We start from the raw sequence: 19,438 nt of genomic DNA, 5'->3' as shown, positions 1-19,438 counted from the left end.
GGGGGTGCGGTCTTCGGGTGCGGGTCGGTGGGGCTTCTCGCGCAGTTCCCCGCGCCCCTGAAAAGCAGGGGCTGCGCCCCGTGCTTTCCCCGCCGGGCCTGTAGTCGCCTGCGTAACCCCTGGCTCCGAGTTCTTGGGCGCTCCGGCGTACCATGGGTGCCGCAGAAGGGGAGTAGCTCTTCGCCGGGATCGTCGACATACTGCTCAGCTCGTCTGAGCCGGCGCCCGGAGGCGGGGTCCGGGTGATCGGGGCCGTGCCAGCGAGACCTTCGGCAAAGCAGTGCACGTCCGTGCCGTCCGGCGCGGACGCATCGTGTGCTGCCGTGCCGAGGTGTCGCGTCAGTGGATGATCTCTCTCGGTGGGGTGGCCCGACCGATTGAGGAACCTTGATCAGCTTCAGTGTCACGGCGCTCGTCTTCGGCGTCGTCTTCCTCGCCGAACTTCCCGACAAGACCGCCCTCGCCGGTCTCGTCCTCGGCACCCGCTACCGCGCCTCGTACGTCTTCGCCGGTGTCGCCGCCGCCTTCGCCGTCCATGTCGCGCTCGCCGTGGCCGCGGGCAGCGTCCTCACCCTCCTGCCGCAGCAGATCGTGCACGCGCTGACGGGTGTGCTGTTCCTGGGGGGCGCGGCGGTGCTGCTGATGAAGAAGGGTGAGGACGAGGAGGAGATCCGGCGGCCCGAGAACCAGAGCTTCTGGAAGGTCTCGGGGGCGGGGTTCATGCTCATCCTGGTCGCCGAGTTCGGGGATCTGACGCAGATCATGACCGCCAACCTCGCGGCCCGGTACGACGATCCGCTCTCCGTCGGGCTCGGCGCGGTCCTCGCCCTGTGGGCCGTCGCGGGGCTCGGCATCGTCGGCGGCAAGGCGCTGATGAAGCGGGTGCCGCTGGCGTTGATCACGCGGGTCGCCGCCGTGCTGATGGTGGGGCTCGGTGTGTGGAGTCTGTGGGAGGCCGTGGCCGGATGAGCGAGGGGGTGGCGGGGCCCCGGATTGTTTTGTACCGTAGAGAAACAAAGTGGCTCCCGCCCGCATTCCCTGACCGGTGGGCGGGGCCGCCTTGTCCCTGCGGGGCTGCGCGGGGCTGTGTGGGGTTTCTGGGCCGCGCGGGGTTTCCGGGCCGCGTCGCCGGGTCCGAGTGATCGGCCGGCCCCTGCCCTCTCCCGCCTACTCCCGACTTCTCCCTTTCCTTCCGCTTGCTTCTGTTTCCTTCCGCTTTCCCGCGTTCGTTTCGCGTCTTGGAGCTGCTGATGACGGCCACCACCGTTCTGACCGCCCGCGCCCTCCTGCTGGACATGGACGGCACCCTCGTCAACTCGGACGCGGCCGTGGAGCGCGTCTGGCGGCGCTGGGCCGAGCGGCACGGGCTGGACGGCACCGAGATCATGAAGGTGGTGCACGGCCGCCAGGGGTACGCCACGATGGCCGTACTGCTGCCCGAGCGGCCCATGGCGGAGAACCTCGCGGACAACGTGCGGATGCTGGCCGAGGAGACCGCCGATGTGGACGGCGTCGTACCGATACCCGGGGCTCCCGAGTTCCTCGCGTCCCTTGTCGCCGGGGGTGTGCCGCACGCCCTCGTGACCTCGGCGGACGTGGCCCTGTCCACGGCACGGATGGCCGCGGCCGGGCTGACCCTGCCCGAGCTGCGCGTCACCGCCGAGTCGGTCGGCGCGAGCAAGCCGGACCCCGAGGGCTTCCTGAAGGGCGCCGCGGAACTGGGCGTGGCGCCCGAGGACTGCGTCGTCTTCGAGGACTCCGAGGCGGGCATCGCGGCTGGGCGCGCGGCGGGGATGCGGGTCGTGGGGATCGGGGAGCGGGCTGCCGCCCATGGCCCGGACGCGGTGGTGGCCGACCTGACTTCGGTACGGGTCGAGGTGGGCGAGGGCGGGGTTGTGCGGCTGTACGTCGGGGGGTGACGGGGCTGGCGGCGGACGGGAACGGGGGCGGTCGGCCGGGGGGGGGGAGTGAAGGTCGGCGGTTGGCCGGTGGGCCGCGGCAGGGGAGTGATGGACGGGAAACGGGTGCGGCGGACGGGGGAAACGGGCGCGGTCGGCGGAGGCGTGGAGGCTGAAGGTCGGCCGGTCGCTCGGTCGCTCGGTCGCTCGGCCGGTCGGTCAGTGGGCCGGTGGGCGAGTGGCGGACGGTGGAGGCCTCCGTCGGTCAGCCGATGGTCGTCGGGTGTCGGGGGTCGGGGAAAGCCGGGTGCCGGGGAAAGTCGGGGGCCGGGGAGAGCCGGGTGCCGGGGGAAGCCGAGGGCCAGGTGGCGGGCGGATGGCCGACGGTGGGGAGACGGCACCGGCGGAACCGGTGCCGCCTGCCCCGGCCGCCTATGTCGGCAAGGCCCGCTGCTGACCCCCGGCCCCCTGACCCCCGACCCCCGGCGCTCTGGCCCCCGGGCCCCCCAGTCCGGCTCACCCGGTGTTCCCGCGCCGCGGGGGCCCGCGCTGACCCGGCCCTCCCGGGGGCACCCCGTCCGCGGCGGTTGCTCAGTGGTGGTCGAGTACCTCCGTCAGGCGGGTGAAGCCGTCGGCGCCGTGGCCCTGGGCGATGGCGCGGCGGACGAAACCCTCGGCGGAGCGCATGACGCTCGCGTCGATGCCGTGGGACTCGGAGACCTGGACGACATGGGTCATGGTCGACAGGGCGGAGGTGAGCGGGTTGCCCTCGCCGGAGTGGCGGCCGCTGTCCACCTCCTTCGCGCCCTCCTCGAAGAGCGCGGGGAGGATCGCGGCGATCCCCTGGGCGAACGGCGTCAGCTCCACCGCGCCGACCCCCTCCGCCCGCGCCAGCGCCAGCGCGTGCGTGTAGCCGGCGATCGAGGTCCAGAAGAGGTCGAGCAGCGCGATGTCGTACGTCGCCGCCCGGCCGATCTCCTCGCCGAGGTGGGTGTGGGCGCCGTTCAGCGCGTCCAGCACCGGCCGGTGGGCGCGGTACAGGTCCGCCGGGCCGCTGTAGAGGAACACGCCGTCCGGGGTGCCGATGGTCGGGGTCGGCGTCATGATCGCCCCGTCCAGGTAGTCGACACCGTGCTCGGCGGCCCAGGCGGCGGTCGAGCGGGCGCGGTCCGGGGTGTCGGCGGTCAGGTTGACCACCGCGCGGCCCTTGAGCGCCTCGGCGACCGCCGGGGTGCGCAACACCGCGTCCGAGGCGTCGTAGTTGACCACGCAGACGACGGTCAGCGCGCTCGCGGCCACCGCCTCCTCGGCCGACCCGGCGCCGACCGCGCCCCGCGCGGTCAACTCCCCGTCCCGGCCCGGCGTACGGTTCCAGACGGTGGTGCGTAGACCGGCGTCCAGGAAGGCGCCGGCGAGGGCCCGGCCCATCGGGCCCAGGCCGAGTACGGTGACGGTGGGGGCCGTGGGCTGTTCGGTGTGTGCGGGCATGACTCGGTGACTCCTGTGGGAAGTTGGCTGGTACGTCCGTCGATGCGTGACGACGGCGAACGGGGTGAAGGGGGAACGGGGATGAGGCGCAGGCGTGCTCAGGACCCGAACGTGTGCGGGGTGACCGCGGCGATCACCGTGATCGAAGGCAAGTGGAAGACGTCGCTGCTCTGGCTGCTGGAGTCCGGTCCGCACCGGCCGGGTGAGCTGCGCCGGCTGCTGCCGGGCCTCACCGAGAAGGTGCTGACCCAGGCGCTCCGCGAGATGGAGACCGACGGGCTCGTGCACCGCGAGGTGCACGACGTGCTGCCGCTGAAGACCGAGTACTCCCTGACCCCGTTCGGCCGCGAACTCTCCGTGGCACTGGGGCCGTTGTCGGACTGGGGACATCGGCGTCTGGAGACGCTCACCGAGGCCGACGGCAATCTCCTTGCCCGTCCGACTTCCTGAAGGACCGTCATATCGCGGGCATCGTCATCCTCGCCTTCCGTTCCTGGTAAGTGCCGTAAGCACCATAGGTGCCGTTGGTGCGTGCGACCCGTCGGCCGCTCCCTCACCACAAGGGTCTCCCGAGGCCGTCCGCCCGCCAAGTACCCACAAATAGGTGGGTACTTCTGGAGAGGGAGCCCTGACATGGGTGCGCCCCCGCGAGGTCGCGGGGGCGCTGGCGGAGGCGGGGCCGGGCGGAGGCGTCAGCCCTCGGTCTTCGGGCCCGTCTGCTGGAGGACCTCGAAGGACCAGACGGTCGAGTCGGACGCGGCCGGCTTGGGGCGCTCGCCGCCGCCCTGGTGGGCCTGCTTCATGGGGCCCTCCATCCACGCCTGGAAGGCGGCCTCGTCGCGCCAGCGGGTGTAGACGAGGTAGTTGTCGGTGCCGTCGACGGGGCGCAGCAGCTCGAACCACTCGAAGCCGTCGGAGTTCTCGACCACCCCGGCACGGGAGGCGAACCGCTTCTCCAGCACCTCACGCTGTTCGACAGGGACCGTGAGGACGTTGATCTTGACGATGCTCATGGTTTCATCCTGCATCACCGGGGACGCGGGGGTACCGGCCGACCCCCGGAGGCCACCCACGATCGGCCGTATGGCCAATGGCCCTGTCGCTCACGGTCCGTCGCTCACGGTCCGTCGCTCACGGTCCGTCGCTCACGGTTCCTTCGTCTCGGACTCCAGGCGTTCCCGGGTGACCTGGCCGTAGACGCCCGGCTCTTCCTTGCCCTTGCCCGTCGTGATGCCCCGTTTGCCCTGGTAGTCGCGGACGGCCTGTTCGACCTGGCTGTCGTAGTTCTCGTCGATGTCGCCGTTGTAGAAGCCCAACTGGCGCAAGCGGAGCTGGAGTTCGGTGACCTCGGGGTCGTCGTCGCCGGGGCGGAGGGTCTTGGGGACCACGAGGCGGCTGTCGTCCTCGTCCGCGTCGGCGGCCGACGAGCCGGTGGAGGCGGAGGCGGAGGCGCTGGGCGCGCTCGGCGACGGGCTCGCCGAGGCGGACGCCGAGGGCGATCCGGACGGCTTCGAGGGCGAAGGGGAGGGGGACGCGCTCTTCGCGGGGCTCGGCGACGCGGCACCGCCGTCCGGCGGTACCGGTGCGGGCGCCCCGCCCCCGCCCGTCGTGGACGGCTCCACCGGCGACGCCTCGCCGTCGGGCGAGGTGTCCGGCACGCTCGCCCGCAGATCGTCCGGCAGCGCGCGGTCCCGTTCCGGGGCGTTGTAGGAGAACAGCCCGCTCGCGAACCCGGCGGCGGCCATCACCCCAGCGGCGGCGGTCCCGGCGAGGGCGACGACGAGCCCGGCGCGGCGGCGCCGCCGGCGGCCCGAAGCCGTCGAGGCGGCCCGCCCCGCCGACCGTGACCCGCTCCCCTCGGGGTCCCGGGCCCAACCGGGCCTCCCACCCCTTCGGTCGAACGTAGGTGCGCTTGCGGTGCTCGGCCCGGTGGCGCCCGGCTCGGTAGCGCCCGCCGAGGTCGGGGGTGCGGTGGGGGCCTGGGGCTCACTCGCCGCCGTGGTCATCGGCAGGGCGACCGTCGGGGCCTGGTCGTGGCCCAGTTCCACGTAGGGGCGTATCCGGAGGGGGTCGAAGTCCTCCGCGGCCGCCGCCTCGGCCGTACGCGCTTCGAGCAGGGCCTCGGACGCGTGGCGGCCGCACGCGCAGGACGGCGTGCCGTCCGAGGCCCTGGGTGTGGAGCATTCCGGGCATATGTGACTGGTCGGTTCACTCACGTGTCGTTCCTCCCCGCGAAGACTCCAGAGTTTAAGCAAACGGTCCCCACAGAATCTCCCAGGCGCCCCGGGAATCCCCGGTTCCGGAACGGCCCGGCAGTGGCCCGGTAGCGGCTCGGCAACGGACTCGACAGGCCATAACCGGTCGCACCGACCACGATGGAGTGGACATGGAGAAAGGGGACGATGTGCAGGGCGAAGAAGAGGAAGAGAGGGCCGACAGCGCCGGCGCGCGCGCCGGGCGTACGCCCCCGTCCGGGCCCCGTGGTCACGGCGTTCCGACGCCCGAGGGGGTGCCCGGCGGGGTGATGGTCTCCATCGGGGCGCTGCTCCTGGGGATGCTGCTGGCGGCGCTCGACCAGACGATCGTGTCGACGGCGCTGCCGACGATCGTCAGCGATCTCGGCGGGCTGGAGCATCTGTCGTGGGTCGTCACGGCGTACATGCTGGCCGCGACGGCGGCGACTCCGCTGTGGGGGAAACTCGGCGACCAGTACGGCCGGAAGCGGCTGTTCCAGACGGCGATCGTGATTTTTCTCATCGGGTCGGCGCTGTGCGGAATGGCGCAGGACATGCCCCAGTTGATCGCCTTTCGGGCGCTTCAGGGCCTCGGCGGCGGTGGGTTGATGGTGCTGTCGATGGCGATCGTCGGCGATCTGGTGCCGCCGCGCGAACGCGGGCGCTACCAGGGGCTGTTCGGGGCGGTCTTCGGGGCGACGAGTGTGCTCGGGCCGCTGCTGGGCGGGCTGTTCACCGAGCATCTGAGCTGGCGTTGGGTGTTCTACGTCAATCTGCCGGTCGGAGCGGTGGCGTTGCTCGTCATCGCCGCCGTGCTGCGCATCCCGCGCAAGGCCGAACGCCATGTCATCGACTACCTCGGCACCTTCCTGATCGCCTCCGTGGCCACCTGTCTGGTGCTGGTCGCCTCCCTCGGCGGCACCACCTGGGACTGGAACTCACCGCAGATCATCGGCCTCTCCGTCCTGGCCGTGCTGCTCGTCGGCGTCTTCGTGGCGGTCGAGCGGCGGGCCGCCGAGCCCGTCCTCCCGCTCAAGCTGTTCCGGGTCCGCACCTTCACCCTCTCCGCCGTGATCAGCTTCGTCGTCGGCTTCGCGATGTTCGGCGCGATGACCTATCTGCCGACGTTCCTGCAGGTCGTGCACGGGGTCTCGCCGACCATGTCCGGTGTGCACATGCTGCCGATGGTGTTCGGGCTGCTGCTCGCGTCGACCGTCTCCGGGCAGATCGTCAGCCGTACCGGCCGCTGGAAGGTGTTCCCGCTCGCCGGTACGGGCGTCACCACGCTGGGCCTGCTGCTCCTGCACCAGCTCGACGCGGACAGCGGCGACGGCGAGATGAGCGCGTACCTCTTCGTCTTCGGGGCCGGGCTCGGCCTCGTCATGCAGGTCCTCGTCCTCGTCGTGCAGAACGCCGTCTCCTACGAGGATCTCGGCGTCGCCACCTCCGGCGCGACCTTCTTCCGCTCCATCGGCGCCTCGTTCGGTGTGGCCGTCTTCGGCACGGTCTTCGCCGGGCACCTCGGCGACAAGCTCACCGACGCCCTCGACGGGGCCCGGCTCCCGCCCGGCGTCAGTGTGGAGGGACTGAGGTCCGACCCGCGCGAGATCGCCGAACTCCCGGCCGCGCTGCGCCCGTCCGTCCTCGACGCGTACGCCTCCTCCATCACCGACGTGTTCCTCTACGCGGCCCCGGTCGCCCTCCTCGGCTTCGGGCTCGCCTGGTTCCTGCGTGAGGACCGGCTGCGCGCCTCCGTGACGGCGCCCGACGCCACCGAGACGCTTGCCAGCAACCCGGTCGAACGGTCGTCGTACGACGAGGTGTGCCGGGCGCTGTCGGTGCTCGGCTCCCGGGAGGGCCGCCGCGAGATCTACCGCAAGATCACCGCGCGGGCCGGCTACGACCTGCTGCCCGCCGCGAGCTGGCTGCTGCTGCGGATCCGGCGGTACGGCTGGGCCGAGCCCGCCGTGCTCGCCGAGCGCAGCGCCGTACCGCTCGATGTGATCATGGCCGCGACCCGGCAGGTCGAGGAGCGTGGCCTCGCTCGCCGCGACGGCATCGACCTCGTCCTCACCGACACCGGCCACCGGGCCGCCGACCGGCTGTCGAAGGCCCGCGAGGACTCCCTCGCCGAACTCCTCGGCGACTGGTGGGGCCCCGACCGCCCCACGGACCTCGTCCGCCTCGTCGCCGAACTCAACGCCGAGCTGTGCGGCTCGGACGCGGAACGCCCGCACGCCGAGGGCGCGATCACCCGACGGCCGACGACCCCGCCGGCCGACTCCGCCTCCGGTACGCCGCCACCGCCACCGCCCTCGCCGCCCACCACCCCCACCTCTACGTCAGCTTCTTCGTGAACCAGTGGTCCGCGTACGCGTGGTCGTTGTGCGCGGCGCTCTCCTCGTAGCCGAGCCGGGCGTACAGGGCGCGGGCCTCGACCAGGTCGCCGCGGGTGTCGAGGACGATCCGCTCGGCGCCGAGCGCGCGGGCCGCGTCCTCGGCGGCCGTCACCAGCGGTACGGCGCCGCCCTTGCCGCGGGCCTCCTTCAGCAGGAACACCCGCTTCAGCTCGGCCGTCGTGGTGTCCAGCAGCCGCACCCCGGCCGTACCGACCGGCTCGCCCCCGTACCGGGCCACCAGCAACACCCCGCCGGGCGGCGCCAGATACTCCCCGGTGTCCGCCGCGACCTCCCGCTCCAGCTCGTCCGGGTCCGTGACACGCCCCTCGTGCAGCAGATACCAGCGGTCGCTGACCTCCGTGTAGTACGCCCGCCAGAGCGCGGCGGCGACGGGGGAGGCGTAGGGCTCGGCGATCACGGACCAGGTGGTGTTCATGGCGGTCATTGTCGGGAGCGGGCACGGGGGGCCCACAAACGAATTACGCCGTCGCCCCCCTCCTCGGCGCTTGCCGTTTGAACGAACGGGTTCGGGCAACCCGGTGCGAAACGGCCCGATGGGGCGAGACGCCCGGGCCGAGGACTCTGGAAGGCATTCATGTCCACAGGCTTGATCATCGCTTTGATCGTGATCGTGGCGGCCGTGGTCGTTGTCGCGGCCGTCCTGACCCTGCGCGCCCGTGGCGGCGCGACCGGCGGCGGATCGCTGAAGCGGCGTTTCGGACCCGAGTACGACCGGACCGTGACCCGCCATGACGGCGACGAGCGGGCCGCCGCCCGTGAACTCGCGGAGCGGGTGAAGCGGCACGGCTCGCTGGAGAAGCGGCCCCTGCCGAGCGCGGAGCGCGAACGGTACGAGTCCCGCTGGGCCGCCGCCCAGGAACGCTTCGTCGACTCGCCCCGTGAGGCGGTCGCCGAGGCGGACCGGCTGCTCTCCGAGGTGGCCGGAGCGCGCGGCTTCCCCGGCGGCGACCGGTACGAGACCCAGCTGGAGGCGCTCTCCGTCCACCACGCCCACCATGTGCACGGCTACCGCCGGGTACACCTCGCGGCGCACACCACCGGCGCCGACGGCCGGGGCCCCGCGGGCAACGGCAACGGCACCGTCCCCGGTGCCGGTACCGAGGAGATGCGCGAGGCCATGATCGAGGCCCGCGCCCTGTTCGAGGATCTGGTGACCGCGGACCGCCGGGACGCGCGGGCGGACCGCGACGTCACCGCCGGGCGCGAGGGCCCGGCCCACCGCGACGGTACGGCGCGACGCGACGAGCGCGACGGTGCGGCCGCCGACGGCCGCCACCGGTCCCATCTGCCATGGGCGCTCACCAGGCGCCACGCGAAAGGGAGTTGAGGGGGATGACCGACGACGTGACGAGGGGCGAGGGTATCCGCGCACGCGGTCCGCGTGAGGCGCGGGAGGCCGATGTGAGGCGGGACGGGAGGAAGGGCGGCGAGGTGCCGCCGGGCGCGCGGGCGACGGCCGACACGACGAGCGGCGCGGGTGCCACGGGCGTCACGGGCACCCATGCCGCGGTGGTGCCCGGCGAGGACGCCAGGGCGGGCCGCACGGGAGGCCGGACCGAGGGGCCCGGCAGCGTCGGCGCGGGTGGCGCGGGCGGGACCGGTGGCAGGAGCAAGGCACCCGGAGGCGGTGCGGGCCCCGGTCCCGTGGCCCGGGAGGACCATGTGCAGGCCGCCGGGACGGGTGGTACCCACTCGTCCGGGGCGTCGCTTCTGTCCCACGACGAGTCCGACAAGCTGACGGCACGGCTGCACCACGCGGTCGGCGGTTTCGTCGACGAGCCCCGGTCGGCGGTGGAGGAGGCCGATCACGTCCTCGAAGAGGCCACCGCCCACTTCACCGATGTGCTGGCCCAGCGCCGCCGTACCCTCCGCTCCGCCTGGCAGCCCACCGGCGACGACCGCGCCACCGGCACCGACACCGAACAGCTCCGCCTCGCCCTGCGCGACTACCGCGAGCTGACCGAGCGCCTGCTGCGGCTCTGACACCGCCGCCGGCGCCCGCCGACGAGACCGCGCCCCGGGTCGTGCCCCGGGGCGCGGTCTCCTGCGTGGTCAGCCGTGCGTGCGGGCCGGGCGGCGCACGTAAGCGCGTCCATCTCCCGTCCCCTGCCGCCCTGTTCTCACCGGGGTCACCCCTGCCGGCGCTCCCGCCACTGTCGTACGACCTCTTCGACGTCGTACGGCTTCAGGCCCAGTGGTGGGCCGGGTGGGGGGCGGAACATCATGGCGCGGATCTTGGTGTTGATGTCGGTGATGATGGTGCGGACGGCGTGTTCGGACGGGGCCGTGGCGGCGGTGGCGAGGGCGTCCTCCGCCTCCTTGCGCAGGGCCAGGCCGGGCGGCAGGACGGAGAGGCCCTCGCGGGCCATCTTCCGCTTGATCCACCACAGTTCGTCGTACGTGGAGTCGTCGCCCTCCAGCGGGCGGCCGACGCCGGGGAGGGTCTTGAAGTCGCCGCGCGCCTCCGCGTCGCGGATCTGTTTGTCGACGAAGGACTCGAAGCTGACACCGGGGGGCTTTCGCTCGGTCATGCGTCCATTGTGCCGGAGCCCGCACAACAGGACGATCCGGCGATTTATCATGCGGCGGCGGCGTGCCAAACGTGCCGTGCGCAGCGACAATTGGAGTTTGACCCGTTAGGAGCGGTACGTGCTCGAACTCACCATGGCCTCGGTCTCCGAGGCGGACGCCGGGGCGACGGCCGGCATGCTGATGGCCGACGCGCCCAGCGAGCCGGGCGGCGTGCTCCGGGTGGGCCGCGATCGGGCGGTGTGCCGGCTCGCGACACCCGACGACTGGCTCTTCGTCTCCCGTGTGCACCTGGAGTTCCTGTGCGCCCCCGACGGGAGCTGGCAGGTCACCTGGCTGCGCGGCTCGCACGCCGACCCCTCCTCCGAGGTCCGGCTGACCCTGCTCGGCCACCAGCCCTCACCGCTGCCGTACGGCGGCACGGCGAAGCTCCCGCACGGCGGCTCGGGTGAACTGGTCATTTACGACCGCACGGGCCCTCGCAGCGTCAACGTGGGCTTCTACCACGAGGCCTGACGGGGCCCGCTCCGGCCGGGATCGTTCCGGCGCCGGGGTCAGTCCAGCACCCGGGCCAGTGCGAAGCCGTCGTACCCCTTGCTGCCCACCGTCTGGATGGCCGTGCCGCTCAACTTCGGGTGCGCGGCGATGAGTTCGATGGCGGCCCGGGTGCCGACGACGTCCGGCTCGGTGGCGCCGGAGTCGGCGACCCGGCCGCCGCGGACGACGTTGTCGACGACGAGGACGCTGCCGGCCCGGGTGAGCCGCAGGGCCCACTCCACGTAGTGCGGGTTGTTGGCCTTGTCCGCGTCGACGAAGACCAGGTCGAAGGGCTCGGGGTTCTCGTCGGCCAGCTTGGGCAGCGACTCCAGGGCCGGGCCGACGCGTACCTCCACGAGGCCGTCGAGCCCGGCGCGCGCGATGTTGCGGCGGGCGACCTCCGCGTGCCGGGCGCTGTACTCCAGGGAGATCAGCCGGCCGTCGGCGGGCAGTGCCCGGGCCAGCCAGATGGTGCTGTAGCCGCCCAGGGTGCCGATCTCCAGGATGCGGCGGGCGCCCTGGATCAGGGCGAGGAGATGCAGGAACTTGCCCTGGTTGGCGGCGACGTCGATGGCCGGGAGCCCGGCCGTCGCGTTCTCCCGCAGCACCGCCTCCAGGGCCTCGTCGTTCGGGGCGAGCTGGGTGGTGAAGTAGGCGTCGACGTCGTCCCAGATCCGCGACTCGCTCATGAAGCTGTGCCTCCCGCGCCTGTCAGGCGATTACTTAGAACGGCTAAGTAGGTGCGCTAATGAATATAGGCGCGGGACAGGCCGTCTGTCAGCGGTTCCCGGGTGTGTCTCGGTCGTTCGGTCCGGACTTCGGGTCGGAATTCGGGTCGGCCGGGGCCGCGGGTACCCCGGGCTGATAGGCGCCCGGCGCCCCCGGCGGGAGGTAGTAGCCGCCCGGCGGCACGAGGGCCGCGCCCGGCGGCGGTACGGGCGGCAGCTGCCGCTTCGCGTTGCGTATGAGCACGATCGCCACGGCCACCGCCTTGATCACCAGCGCGGCGATGCCGAAGCCGAACCACACCAGCCACTCGGGCATGCCCCACAGGGTCTGCATCTCGTCCACGTAGATGACCTTTCGATAGGTGTCGTCGGCTCCGGCCCGCCGCAGCGTGTGGTCGCCGGAGATCCGCTCCGGCTGGGGGAAGTCCTGCTCGACGGCGGTGAGGAAGTCGGTCCCGCCCTCGGTGAGGTCGCCGAGCGCGCCACCGGGCGCGCCGAGACGTCCGGCGAACGCCACCTCCGGCTCGTCCCCGCCGATCGCGGAGGCCGGCTCCATCCGGTGCTCGGCGAGGACGTACAGGTCGAGCGCCTGCGGGGTGGTGGCCAGCCGGGACAGCCGCATCGGGTAGACCAGCTCGTCGCTGGCGAAGGTGAGGTGGAGCGGATCGAGGGTGCCGGAGAGCGGTACGTCGGCGGCGGAGCCGTCGGAACCGTCGGAGCCGTGGGCGTCCTCCGTGCCCTCGGTGTTCTCCGTGGCCGGGGCCAGCCGGATCGCCACGTACTCCCACTTCATCCGGACGTACGGCTCCAGCGCCGTGTCCAGGCGCTCCGGGAGCGCGAAGCCGTTGTCGTCCAGCCAGTCGCCGAGGGCGCCGGAGTCGGTGGCGGTCAGCCGGGCCACGTCGAACGGGCCGAGCCGCTCGCGGCCGACGACGTCCACCGGGGACCGCGGGCCCCCGGGCGCCGCGTCGCCCGCCATGCCGTCGCTCTCGAACAGGTCGAACGGCCAGTCGCGCGAGCGCGGCCAGAAGTACTCGCGCTTCTCGTACACCGGCGCCGTCTCCTCGGCGAGCCGGTCGAAGAGGGCCGCGTCGCCGAGCTTCACCGTCGCCCGGTTCGGCACCGGCATGATCCAGGCGGCTGTCCGGGCGTCACCGGAGACCGTCAGGCTCATTACGATCTGTTCCTCACGGCCGTCCCAGCGCACGACGGACGCCTCACGGCTCACATACATGCTTCGCTGATCGTCCGGGACCATCGCGCCGCAGCCGCAGGCGTACGCCGGTGCCACGAACGAGGCCAGTTGAAGCCCCAGCAGGGCGAGAACGACCACCAGCAGCCGTCCGCGCGCCCCGCGCCGTGCGTGCACCCACTCCGCCGGACGCGCGCGCCCCCGTACCGAACCCCTCATCCCCCGTGCCTTCCCGCTGCGCAGACGTGCCGACGGCCATGTTTCCAGGTGATTGTCAGTGGCCTGTCACAACTGCACCCGTGATGTGCATCTGTGACCCCGTCGTGCCCTTGAGGGCACGGGCAACCTTCCGCGCACTATCGTCATCCGGACAAAACAAGGGCGACTCTCAGGTGAAGAGGGGGTTGCCCGCGTCTCACAACCGGGACGGTGCGAGCCTTCTCGTAGGGGACGTCGACGGGGCGGGAGGACGACAGCGCGTGGCGACGGAGCAGAGCAGACCGGGCGGCGCCGTGGGTACGGGGACGACGGCGGCGAGACTGGGGACCGTCCGGGCCCTGCTGTGGCTGTTCGCCGGGATCCTGGCGGTGCGGCAGATAGCGGTCGTGCTCAGCACGCCCAAGGGTGACCGGCTGACGGATCTGGAGACCTGGGTCGGGCCCAGCGGCGTCCTGCATGTGAACGGCTCGCTGTACGACTCGACGCGGTTCACGGGCACCCCGTTCGGCGGTCTCGTCCTCAAGCCCCTCACCCGAATGGCCGAACAGGCGCTCGGCTGGGGCTGGACCTTCGGCACCCTTCTGCTGGTCGTCGCCCTCGGCCTGGTCGCCGCCCGCGCCCTGCCCCAGCCCGTCACCCGCCGTACGGCACTCCCAGGGCGTGCCGCGGGAGTCCCGTCTGCCTTGCGACGCCCGGCACGCACTCTCGCCGCACCGGGCGAAAGCCCAAGTACATCCAGTACGAGGGCTTCCGCCCGGCGCGCCGAGAGCACGCACCGGACGCCGCCAGGCCCGCCCTCCGGGCGGACGACGGGACTCCCGCGGCACGCCCTGGCCGCCCCGGTCGCGGTCACCCTGCTGATGCTGTCGCTGCCGGTGCGCAACACGCTGTACCTGGGCCAGACCAGCATCCTGCCCGTGCTGCTCGTCCTCGCGGGCTGCTTCGCGGTCCGGGGCGAGCGTCTCAGCGGGCTCTGCATAGGGCTCGCCGCGGCCTTCCAGCCGACCGTGCTGCTGTTCGTGCCGCTGCTGTGGTTCACCGGCCGCAGGCGGGCCGCCGCGAGCACCGGCATCACCTTCGCCGGGGCCACCGCGCTGGCCTGGGCCGCGATGCCGCACGACTCGTACACCTACTGGGTGCACCACCTCGCCGGTGTCGGGCTCGGCGGCCGGGCGGACGACCTCGCCAACCAGTCCCTGCACGGCGCGCTGCTGCGGCTCGGCCTCGAAGGCCCGCTGGAGATCGCCGTCTTCTTCACGCTGGCCGCCGCCGTCGCCGTCCTCGGCATGCGGCGGGCCATCCGCTACGCCCGCGACGGACAGCTGCTGCTCGCCGTCGCCATCACCGGCTGTGTCGTGGTCGCCGTCTCGCCCACATCCTGGAAGCACCAGCTGCTGTGGGTCCTGCTCGCCGTGGTCGGCCGGGTCGGCACGAAGGCCTCGTCGCGGTACGTGTGGCCGGTCGCCGTCGTCCTGGTGATGACGCTGTCGGCGAAGATGATGGTCCCGAACGTGGGCGCCCTGCACCCGCTGCGTGACAACGTCGTCCTGCTGGCCGCGCTCGGCGCCGCGCTCGTCGTGCCATTCCTGTCCCGCACCTCGGAGTACTACCGGGCGCCGATCCCCACCGAGTACGCCCCGAAGGCGGAGACCCGCTTCAGCTGGGCCCCGCTGCTGCGCCGGGTGGCGACCCGGCCCAACCTGCTCCTCGAACTGCTGCTGATCCGGGTCACGTACGCGGCCTACCAGCGCACCCGGCTGGAGGCCACCGGCAGCCGGGCCGCCGCCGAGGATCACGCCGGGCAGGTCCTCGCCGTCGAGAAGGCCCTGTTCCTCGACATCGAGCACTGGGTCAACCACACCGTCGTCAAGATCGACTGGCTGCGGGACTTCTTCGACTTCTACTACACCTCGTTCCACTTCGTGGTCCCGCTGACCGTCCTCGGCGTCCTCTACTGGCGCCGCCCCGCCGACTACCGCTGGGCCCGCACCGCCATCGGCTTCACCACGGTCCTCGCGCTCGTCGGCTTCTTCTTCTACCCGCTGGCGCCGCCGCGCCTGATGCCCGGCCTCGGCATCATCGACACCATCCACGGCGTCCAGGACTTCTCCCAGCCGGACTACGGCAAGCTCACCGAACTCACCAACCAGTACGCGGCGATGCCCTCCCTCCACTTCGGCTGGTCCCTATGGTGCGGCCTCACCATCGCGATCGTCGCACCCCGGGTGTGGATGAAGGTCCTGGGCCTGCTCCACCCCTTCTTCACGGTCCTGGCGATCGTCGCGACGGGCAACCACTGGATCCTGGACGCGGTGGGGGGTGCGGCGGTGGTGGGCGCGGGCTTCGGCCTGACCTATCTCCTGACGGGGCCGCGCACCGACGTGCCCCGTCAGGGGCGCGGGGAACTGCGCGAGCAACCCCCGACGACCCGCGGCTTGTCACCGGCGTCCCAGCGGAGCGACGGAGGCAGGGGCGGGGCGTAGGGGGTGGCCCCCGCCTCCGACGGGACGGGACGGGCCGACGGCGCCGGGAGGCCGTCGGCCCGAGTGTGACGGGGCTGTGCCCGGCTCAGACCGTGGTCACCTGGAGGTGTTTGACCCCGTTGATCCAGGCCGAGCGCAGCCGGTCGGGGTCGCCGACCAGCCGGAGGCCCGGCATCGCGTCGGCGATCGCGTTGAAGATCAGGTCGATCTCCAGGACCGCGAGGGACTTGCCGAGGCAGAAGTGCGGGCCGCCGCCGCCGAAGCCGAGATGGGGGTTGGGGTCGCGGGTGATGTCGAAGGTGTCGGGGTTCTCGAAGACGTCCGGGTCGTGGTTGGCGGAGGCGTAGAAGATGCCGACGCGGTCGCCCTTCCTGATCAGCTTGCCGCCGAGTTCCACGTCCTGGGTGGCGGTGCGCTGGAAGGAGTTGACCGGGGCGGCCCAGCGCACGATCTCCTCGGCGGCCGTCGCCGGGCGCTCCCGCTTGTAGAGGTCCCACTGGTCGGGGTGGGTGAGGAAGGCGTGCATCCCGTGGGTGATGGCGTTACGGGTCGTCTCGTTGCCGGCGACCGCCAGCATCAGCACGAAGAAGCCGAACTCGTCGGAGGTGAGGTTCCCCTCGTCCTCGGCGGCGACCAGTGTGGTGACGATGTCCTTCGCCGGGCACTGCTTGCGGTCGGCGGCCATGTTCATGGCGTAGGCGATCAGTTCCATCGCCGACTCCTGGCCGACCTCCTCGGTGATGGCGTACTCCGGGTCGTCGTACGAGATCATCCGGTTCGACCACTCGAAGATCCGGATGCGGTCGCCCTGCGGGATGCCGATCAGCTCGGCGATGGCCTGCAGGGGCAGTTCGCAGGCGACCTCGGTGACGAAGTCGAAGGGGCCGGGGTGGGCGACCGCCTGGCGGGCGATGGTCAGGGCCCGGTGGCGGAGGTTGTCCTCCAGCGCGCGGATCGCCCTCGGGGTGAACACCCGCTGCACGATCTGGCGGACCCGGGTGTGCTCCGGCGGGTCCATGTTCAGCAGGATCAGCCGCTGGGCGTCGATCGCGTCGCGCTCGATGTGCTCGTTGAAGCGGATGATCGCGGTGTTGACCGTCGAGGAGAACAACTCGGGGTGCGTGGACACGAACTTGACGTCCGCGTGCCGGGTGACGGCCCAGTAGCCCTCGTCCGCGAAGCCCGCGATGCCGGGTGCCTGCGGGATCCAGTGGACCGGTTCCACGCGGCGCAGTTCGGCGAACTCCGGGAGGGGGACACGGTGGTGCAGCAGGTCCGGGTCGGTGAAGTCGAACCCGTCGGGCAGCTCTGGACAGGGCATCGGCCACTCCTGACGGAGCATCAGATAGAGGGAATTGCGGTGACCGTAGTAACGGGTTCTAGAACAAGCAAGGGGTACGGGCCCATCGGTCGGCTTTTCAATTGCCGCACGACCCTTGCGGTCCCGGAGGCGGGCTCAGCAGACTGCTGAAGAGAACTAGAACGCGTACTAGTTCTGCGTGGCGGGCCGGGCCGGGACGCCCCGCGCCGCGCGGGTCACCGTTGAGAGGATTCCCATGGCCGCGGAACCCGTGATCGTCGAAGCCGTACGCACACCCATCGGCAGGCGCGGCGGCGCGCTCGCCAACCTGCACCCCGCCTACCTGCTGGGCGAGACCTACCGTGAACTGCTCGGCCGCACCGGCATCCCCGCCGACTGCGTCGAGCAGATCGTCGGCGGCACGGTGACCCACGCCGGCGAGCAGTCCATGAACCCCGCGCGCACGGCCTGGCTGGCCATGGGCCTGCCGTACGAGACGGCCGCGACGACCGTCGACTGCCAGTGCGGCTCCTCGCAGCAGGCCTCGCACATGGTGGCCAACATGGTCGCCGCCGGGGTCATCGACGTCGGGATCAGCTGCGGTGTCGAGGCCATGTCCCGGGTGCCGCTCGGGTCGGGGTCCAAGCACGGGCCGGGCAAGCCGTTCCCGGAGGAGTGGAACGTCGATCTGCCCAACCAGTTCGAGGCGGCGGAGCGGATCGCCCGGCACCGGGGGCTCACCCGGGGGCACGTGGACGCGTTGGGGCTCGCCTCCCAGGAGCGGGCCGCCGTCGCGTGGGCGGAGGAGCGCTTCAAGAAGGAGACGTTCGCCGTCCAGGTGCCGACCACCGAGGCGGAACAGGGCGCCGGGCAGGGCATGTGGCGGCTCGTCGACCACGACGAGGGGTTGCGCGACACCTCCATGGAGGCGCTGGCCCGGCTGAAGCCGATCATGCCGACGGCGGTGCACACGGCCGGCAACTCCTCCCAGATCAGCGACGGCGCGGCGGCCGTCATGTGGGCGTCCAAGCGGATGGCGCGGGCGCTGAAGCTGCGGCCCCGCGCGCGGATCGTCGCCCAGGCGCTGGTCGGCTCCGACCCGCACTTCCATCTCGACGGGCCGATCGACGCGACCAAGGCGGTGCTGGGCAAGGCCGGGATGACGCTCCGCGACATCGACCTGGTCGAGATCAACGAGGCCTTCGCGTCGGTGGTGCTGAGCTGGGCGCAGGTCTTCGACCAGGACCTGACGAAGGTGAACGTCAACGGCGGCGCCATCGCCCTCGGACACCCCGTGGGCGCGACGGGCGCACGCCTCATCACCACCGCCCTGCACGAACTGGAGCGCACCGACAAGGAGTTCGCGCTGGTGACGATGTGCGCGGGCGGGGGGCTGGCGACGGGGACGATCATCCAGCGGCTCTGAGGCGGGGACGGCGGGCGGCACCGCAACCGCTGCCCGGCGCGGGCCGCCTCCGTCCGGCGTGCGCGGGCTTGGGGCGGCCGCCGGTTGGCTGGGCGGCGAGCCCTTCGAGCGCGGGCGGCTCCAAGGGGCGCGGGGAACCGCGCGAGAAGCCCCACCGGACCCGCGCCCGACCTCTGTCCGGCGGGCGCCCGGTGGCAGGTGACCGGAGGTGGTCCCCGGTGGTGTCCGGGCGCGCGGGCGGCTGGTGGCCGGGGGCCGGGGGCCGGGGGCGACGGTGGGGTGCGGGGCGCAGGGTCGTGCGCGATGCGGGCGATCAGCAGCGCGGTGACGGCGACACCGGACCCGAGGTGGTGGGGGATGGCGAAGGCGGCGGCCCCGGGGATCGGGGGCCGCCGCCTTCGGTCTGTGCCGGCTCGGGTCTCAGCTCAGCCGGTGGTGCGGAGGTCGTGCGGGTGGTGCCGCTCAGTACCAGTTGTTGGCCTGCCAGAAGTTCCACGCGCCACAGGGGCTGCCGTAGCGGTCCTTCATGTAGTCCACGCCCCACTTGATCTGGGTGGCGGCGTTGGTCTTCCAGTCGGAACCGGCGGTGGCCATCTTCGAGCCGGGGAGCGCCTGGACCAGGCCGTAGGCACCGGAGGACGCGTTCGTCGCGTTGACGTCCCAGTCGCTCTCGTGGTCGACGATGTGGGAGAAGCACGTGTACTGGGCCGAGTCCGAGATCATCTTCTTCGCGACCGCCTGGGCCTGAGAGGCCTCCGACGCGGCCTGGGCGGGCGCGGCGGCGAGCAGGGCACCGGTCGCGGCAGCGGCCAGGGTGGCACCGGCGAGGGCCTTCTTCGGGGAGGCGATGCGGCGGAGAACGGACTGGGTCACGGGACACCTTTTCTTCGGGGACATGGCTGTCGCGGGCATGCCTTCACCACGGGGTGTGCGGTGGGGGGCGTACGTCGGCGCCGAGGCCCGGGTGGGCTCGTCGGCGCCGTT

Annotated in this window: 18 protein-coding genes; 9 read left to right on the top strand and 9 right to left on the bottom strand. The window is 72.2% G+C overall.

What is annotated here, in order from left to right; all coding sequences use genetic code 11:
• Positions 1 to 387: 387 nt before the first annotated feature.
• A complete protein-coding gene (locus tag ACZ7MG_RS15385; protein WP_471380325.1) occupies positions 388 to 969 on the top strand; it encodes a TMEM165/GDT1 family protein in 582 nt (193 codons plus the stop codon).
• Between the two features lie 281 nt (positions 970 to 1,250).
• Positions 1,251 to 1,919, top strand: a complete 669-nt coding sequence (locus ACZ7MG_RS15380) for an HAD-IA family hydrolase (RefSeq protein WP_471380327.1) — start codon at positions 1,251 to 1,253, stop codon at positions 1,917 to 1,919.
• Between the two features lie 570 nt (positions 1,920 to 2,489).
• Here ACZ7MG_RS15380 and ACZ7MG_RS15375 read toward each other — a convergent pair.
• Positions 2,490 to 3,386: an NAD(P)-dependent oxidoreductase gene (locus ACZ7MG_RS15375; RefSeq protein ID WP_471380329.1), complete on the bottom strand. Its 897-nt coding sequence runs from the start codon at positions 3,384 to 3,386 to the stop codon at positions 2,490 to 2,492.
• A gap of 81 nt (positions 3,387 to 3,467) precedes the next feature.
• On the opposite strand from ACZ7MG_RS15375, the gene ACZ7MG_RS15370 reads away from it, so the two are divergent.
• Complete coding sequence (locus ACZ7MG_RS15370) at positions 3,468 to 3,836, top strand: winged helix-turn-helix transcriptional regulator (RefSeq protein ID WP_471380331.1); 369 nt, start codon at positions 3,468 to 3,470, stop codon at positions 3,834 to 3,836.
• 242 nt (positions 3,837 to 4,078) lie between these two features.
• Here the strand turns inward: ACZ7MG_RS15370 and ACZ7MG_RS15365 are convergent, their stop codons facing one another.
• Both ACZ7MG_RS15365 and ACZ7MG_RS15360 read right to left on the bottom strand, forming a co-directional pair.
• Positions 4,079 to 4,399, bottom strand: a complete 321-nt coding sequence (locus tag ACZ7MG_RS15365) for an antibiotic biosynthesis monooxygenase family protein (RefSeq protein ID WP_471380332.1) — start codon at positions 4,397 to 4,399, stop codon at positions 4,079 to 4,081.
• 132 nt (positions 4,400 to 4,531) lie between these two features.
• Positions 4,532 to 5,602 carry a peptidoglycan-binding domain-containing protein gene (locus ACZ7MG_RS15360; protein ID WP_471380334.1) on the bottom strand — a complete coding sequence of 357 codons (1,071 nt, stop codon included), beginning with the start codon at positions 5,600 to 5,602 and terminating at the stop codon, positions 4,532 to 4,534.
• Between the two features lie 308 nt (positions 5,603 to 5,910).
• Between ACZ7MG_RS15360 and ACZ7MG_RS15355 the strand changes: the two genes are divergently transcribed.
• Positions 5,911 to 7,977: an MDR family MFS transporter gene (locus tag ACZ7MG_RS15355; protein WP_471380569.1), complete on the top strand. Its 2,067-nt coding sequence runs from the start codon at positions 5,911 to 5,913 to the stop codon at positions 7,975 to 7,977.
• Here ACZ7MG_RS15355 and ACZ7MG_RS15350 read toward each other — a convergent pair.
• Positions 7,958 to 8,455 (bottom strand): GNAT family N-acetyltransferase, encoded by a 498-nt coding sequence (locus ACZ7MG_RS15350; protein ID WP_471380335.1) that lies wholly within the window; start codon positions 8,453 to 8,455, stop codon positions 7,958 to 7,960. The two genes, ACZ7MG_RS15355 and ACZ7MG_RS15350, sit on opposite strands and share 20 nt — an antisense overlap.
• A 159-nt stretch (positions 8,456 to 8,614) precedes the next feature.
• Here ACZ7MG_RS15350 and ACZ7MG_RS15345 point away from each other — a divergent pair, with 159 nt between their 5' ends.
• Both ACZ7MG_RS15345 and ACZ7MG_RS15340 read left to right on the top strand, forming a co-directional pair.
• On the top strand, positions 8,615 to 9,367 hold the full coding sequence (locus tag ACZ7MG_RS15345) for a hypothetical protein (protein WP_471380336.1): 753 nt from the start codon (positions 8,615 to 8,617) through the stop codon (positions 9,365 to 9,367).
• Between the two features lie 5 nt (positions 9,368 to 9,372).
• Positions 9,373 to 10,023, top strand: a complete 651-nt coding sequence (locus ACZ7MG_RS15340) for a hypothetical protein (RefSeq protein ID WP_471380337.1) — start codon at positions 9,373 to 9,375, stop codon at positions 10,021 to 10,023.
• A 146-nt stretch (positions 10,024 to 10,169) separates the two neighbouring features.
• On the opposite strand, the gene ACZ7MG_RS15335 is transcribed toward ACZ7MG_RS15340, so the two are convergent.
• Positions 10,170 to 10,571: a DnaJ family domain-containing protein gene (locus ACZ7MG_RS15335; protein ID WP_471380338.1), complete on the bottom strand. Its 402-nt coding sequence runs from the start codon at positions 10,569 to 10,571 to the stop codon at positions 10,170 to 10,172.
• 118 nt (positions 10,572 to 10,689) lie between these two features.
• On the opposite strand from ACZ7MG_RS15335, the gene ACZ7MG_RS15330 reads away from it, so the two are divergent.
• Positions 10,690 to 11,085 (top strand): hypothetical protein, encoded by a 396-nt coding sequence (locus ACZ7MG_RS15330; protein ID WP_471380339.1) that lies wholly within the window; start codon positions 10,690 to 10,692, stop codon positions 11,083 to 11,085.
• Between the two features lie 38 nt (positions 11,086 to 11,123).
• Here ACZ7MG_RS15330 and ACZ7MG_RS15325 read toward each other — a convergent pair whose 3' ends face one another.
• Together ACZ7MG_RS15325 and ACZ7MG_RS15320 are read right to left on the bottom strand one after the other, a co-directional pair.
• Positions 11,124 to 11,795: an O-methyltransferase gene (locus ACZ7MG_RS15325; RefSeq protein ID WP_471380340.1), complete on the bottom strand. Its 672-nt coding sequence runs from the start codon at positions 11,793 to 11,795 to the stop codon at positions 11,124 to 11,126.
• Positions 11,796 to 11,883: 88 nt separating this feature from the next.
• Positions 11,884 to 13,203, bottom strand: coding sequence for a DUF2330 domain-containing protein (locus ACZ7MG_RS15320; RefSeq protein WP_471380341.1), 1,320 nt, complete (start codon positions 13,201 to 13,203; stop codon positions 11,884 to 11,886).
• Between the two features lie 302 nt (positions 13,204 to 13,505).
• Between ACZ7MG_RS15320 and ACZ7MG_RS15315 the strand changes: the two genes are divergently transcribed.
• Positions 13,506 to 15,728 (top strand): bifunctional glycosyltransferase 87/phosphatase PAP2 family protein, encoded by a 2,223-nt coding sequence (locus ACZ7MG_RS15315; protein ID WP_471380342.1) that lies wholly within the window; start codon positions 13,506 to 13,508, stop codon positions 15,726 to 15,728.
• Between the two features lie 85 nt (positions 15,729 to 15,813).
• On the opposite strand, the gene ACZ7MG_RS15310 is transcribed toward ACZ7MG_RS15315, so the two are convergent.
• A complete protein-coding gene (locus tag ACZ7MG_RS15310) occupies positions 15,814 to 17,049 on the bottom strand; it encodes a cytochrome P450 (protein WP_471380344.1) in 1,236 nt (411 codons plus the stop codon).
• Positions 17,050 to 17,284: 235 nt separating this feature from the next.
• Here ACZ7MG_RS15310 and ACZ7MG_RS15305 point away from each other — a divergent pair, with 235 nt between their 5' ends.
• On the top strand, positions 17,285 to 18,454 hold the full coding sequence (locus ACZ7MG_RS15305; protein ID WP_471380346.1) for a steroid 3-ketoacyl-CoA thiolase: 1,170 nt from the start codon (positions 17,285 to 17,287) through the stop codon (positions 18,452 to 18,454).
• A 462-nt stretch (positions 18,455 to 18,916) separates the two neighbouring features.
• On the opposite strand, the gene ACZ7MG_RS15300 is transcribed toward ACZ7MG_RS15305, so the two are convergent.
• A complete protein-coding gene (locus tag ACZ7MG_RS15300; RefSeq protein WP_471946144.1) occupies positions 18,917 to 19,351 on the bottom strand; it encodes an aggregation-promoting factor C-terminal-like domain-containing protein in 435 nt (144 codons plus the stop codon).
• Positions 19,352 to 19,438: the final 87 nt, after the last annotated feature.

The organism is Streptomyces sp. NPDC107538 (assembly GCF_055657445.1).
This window is presented reverse-complemented; position numbering and strand designations above follow the sequence as displayed.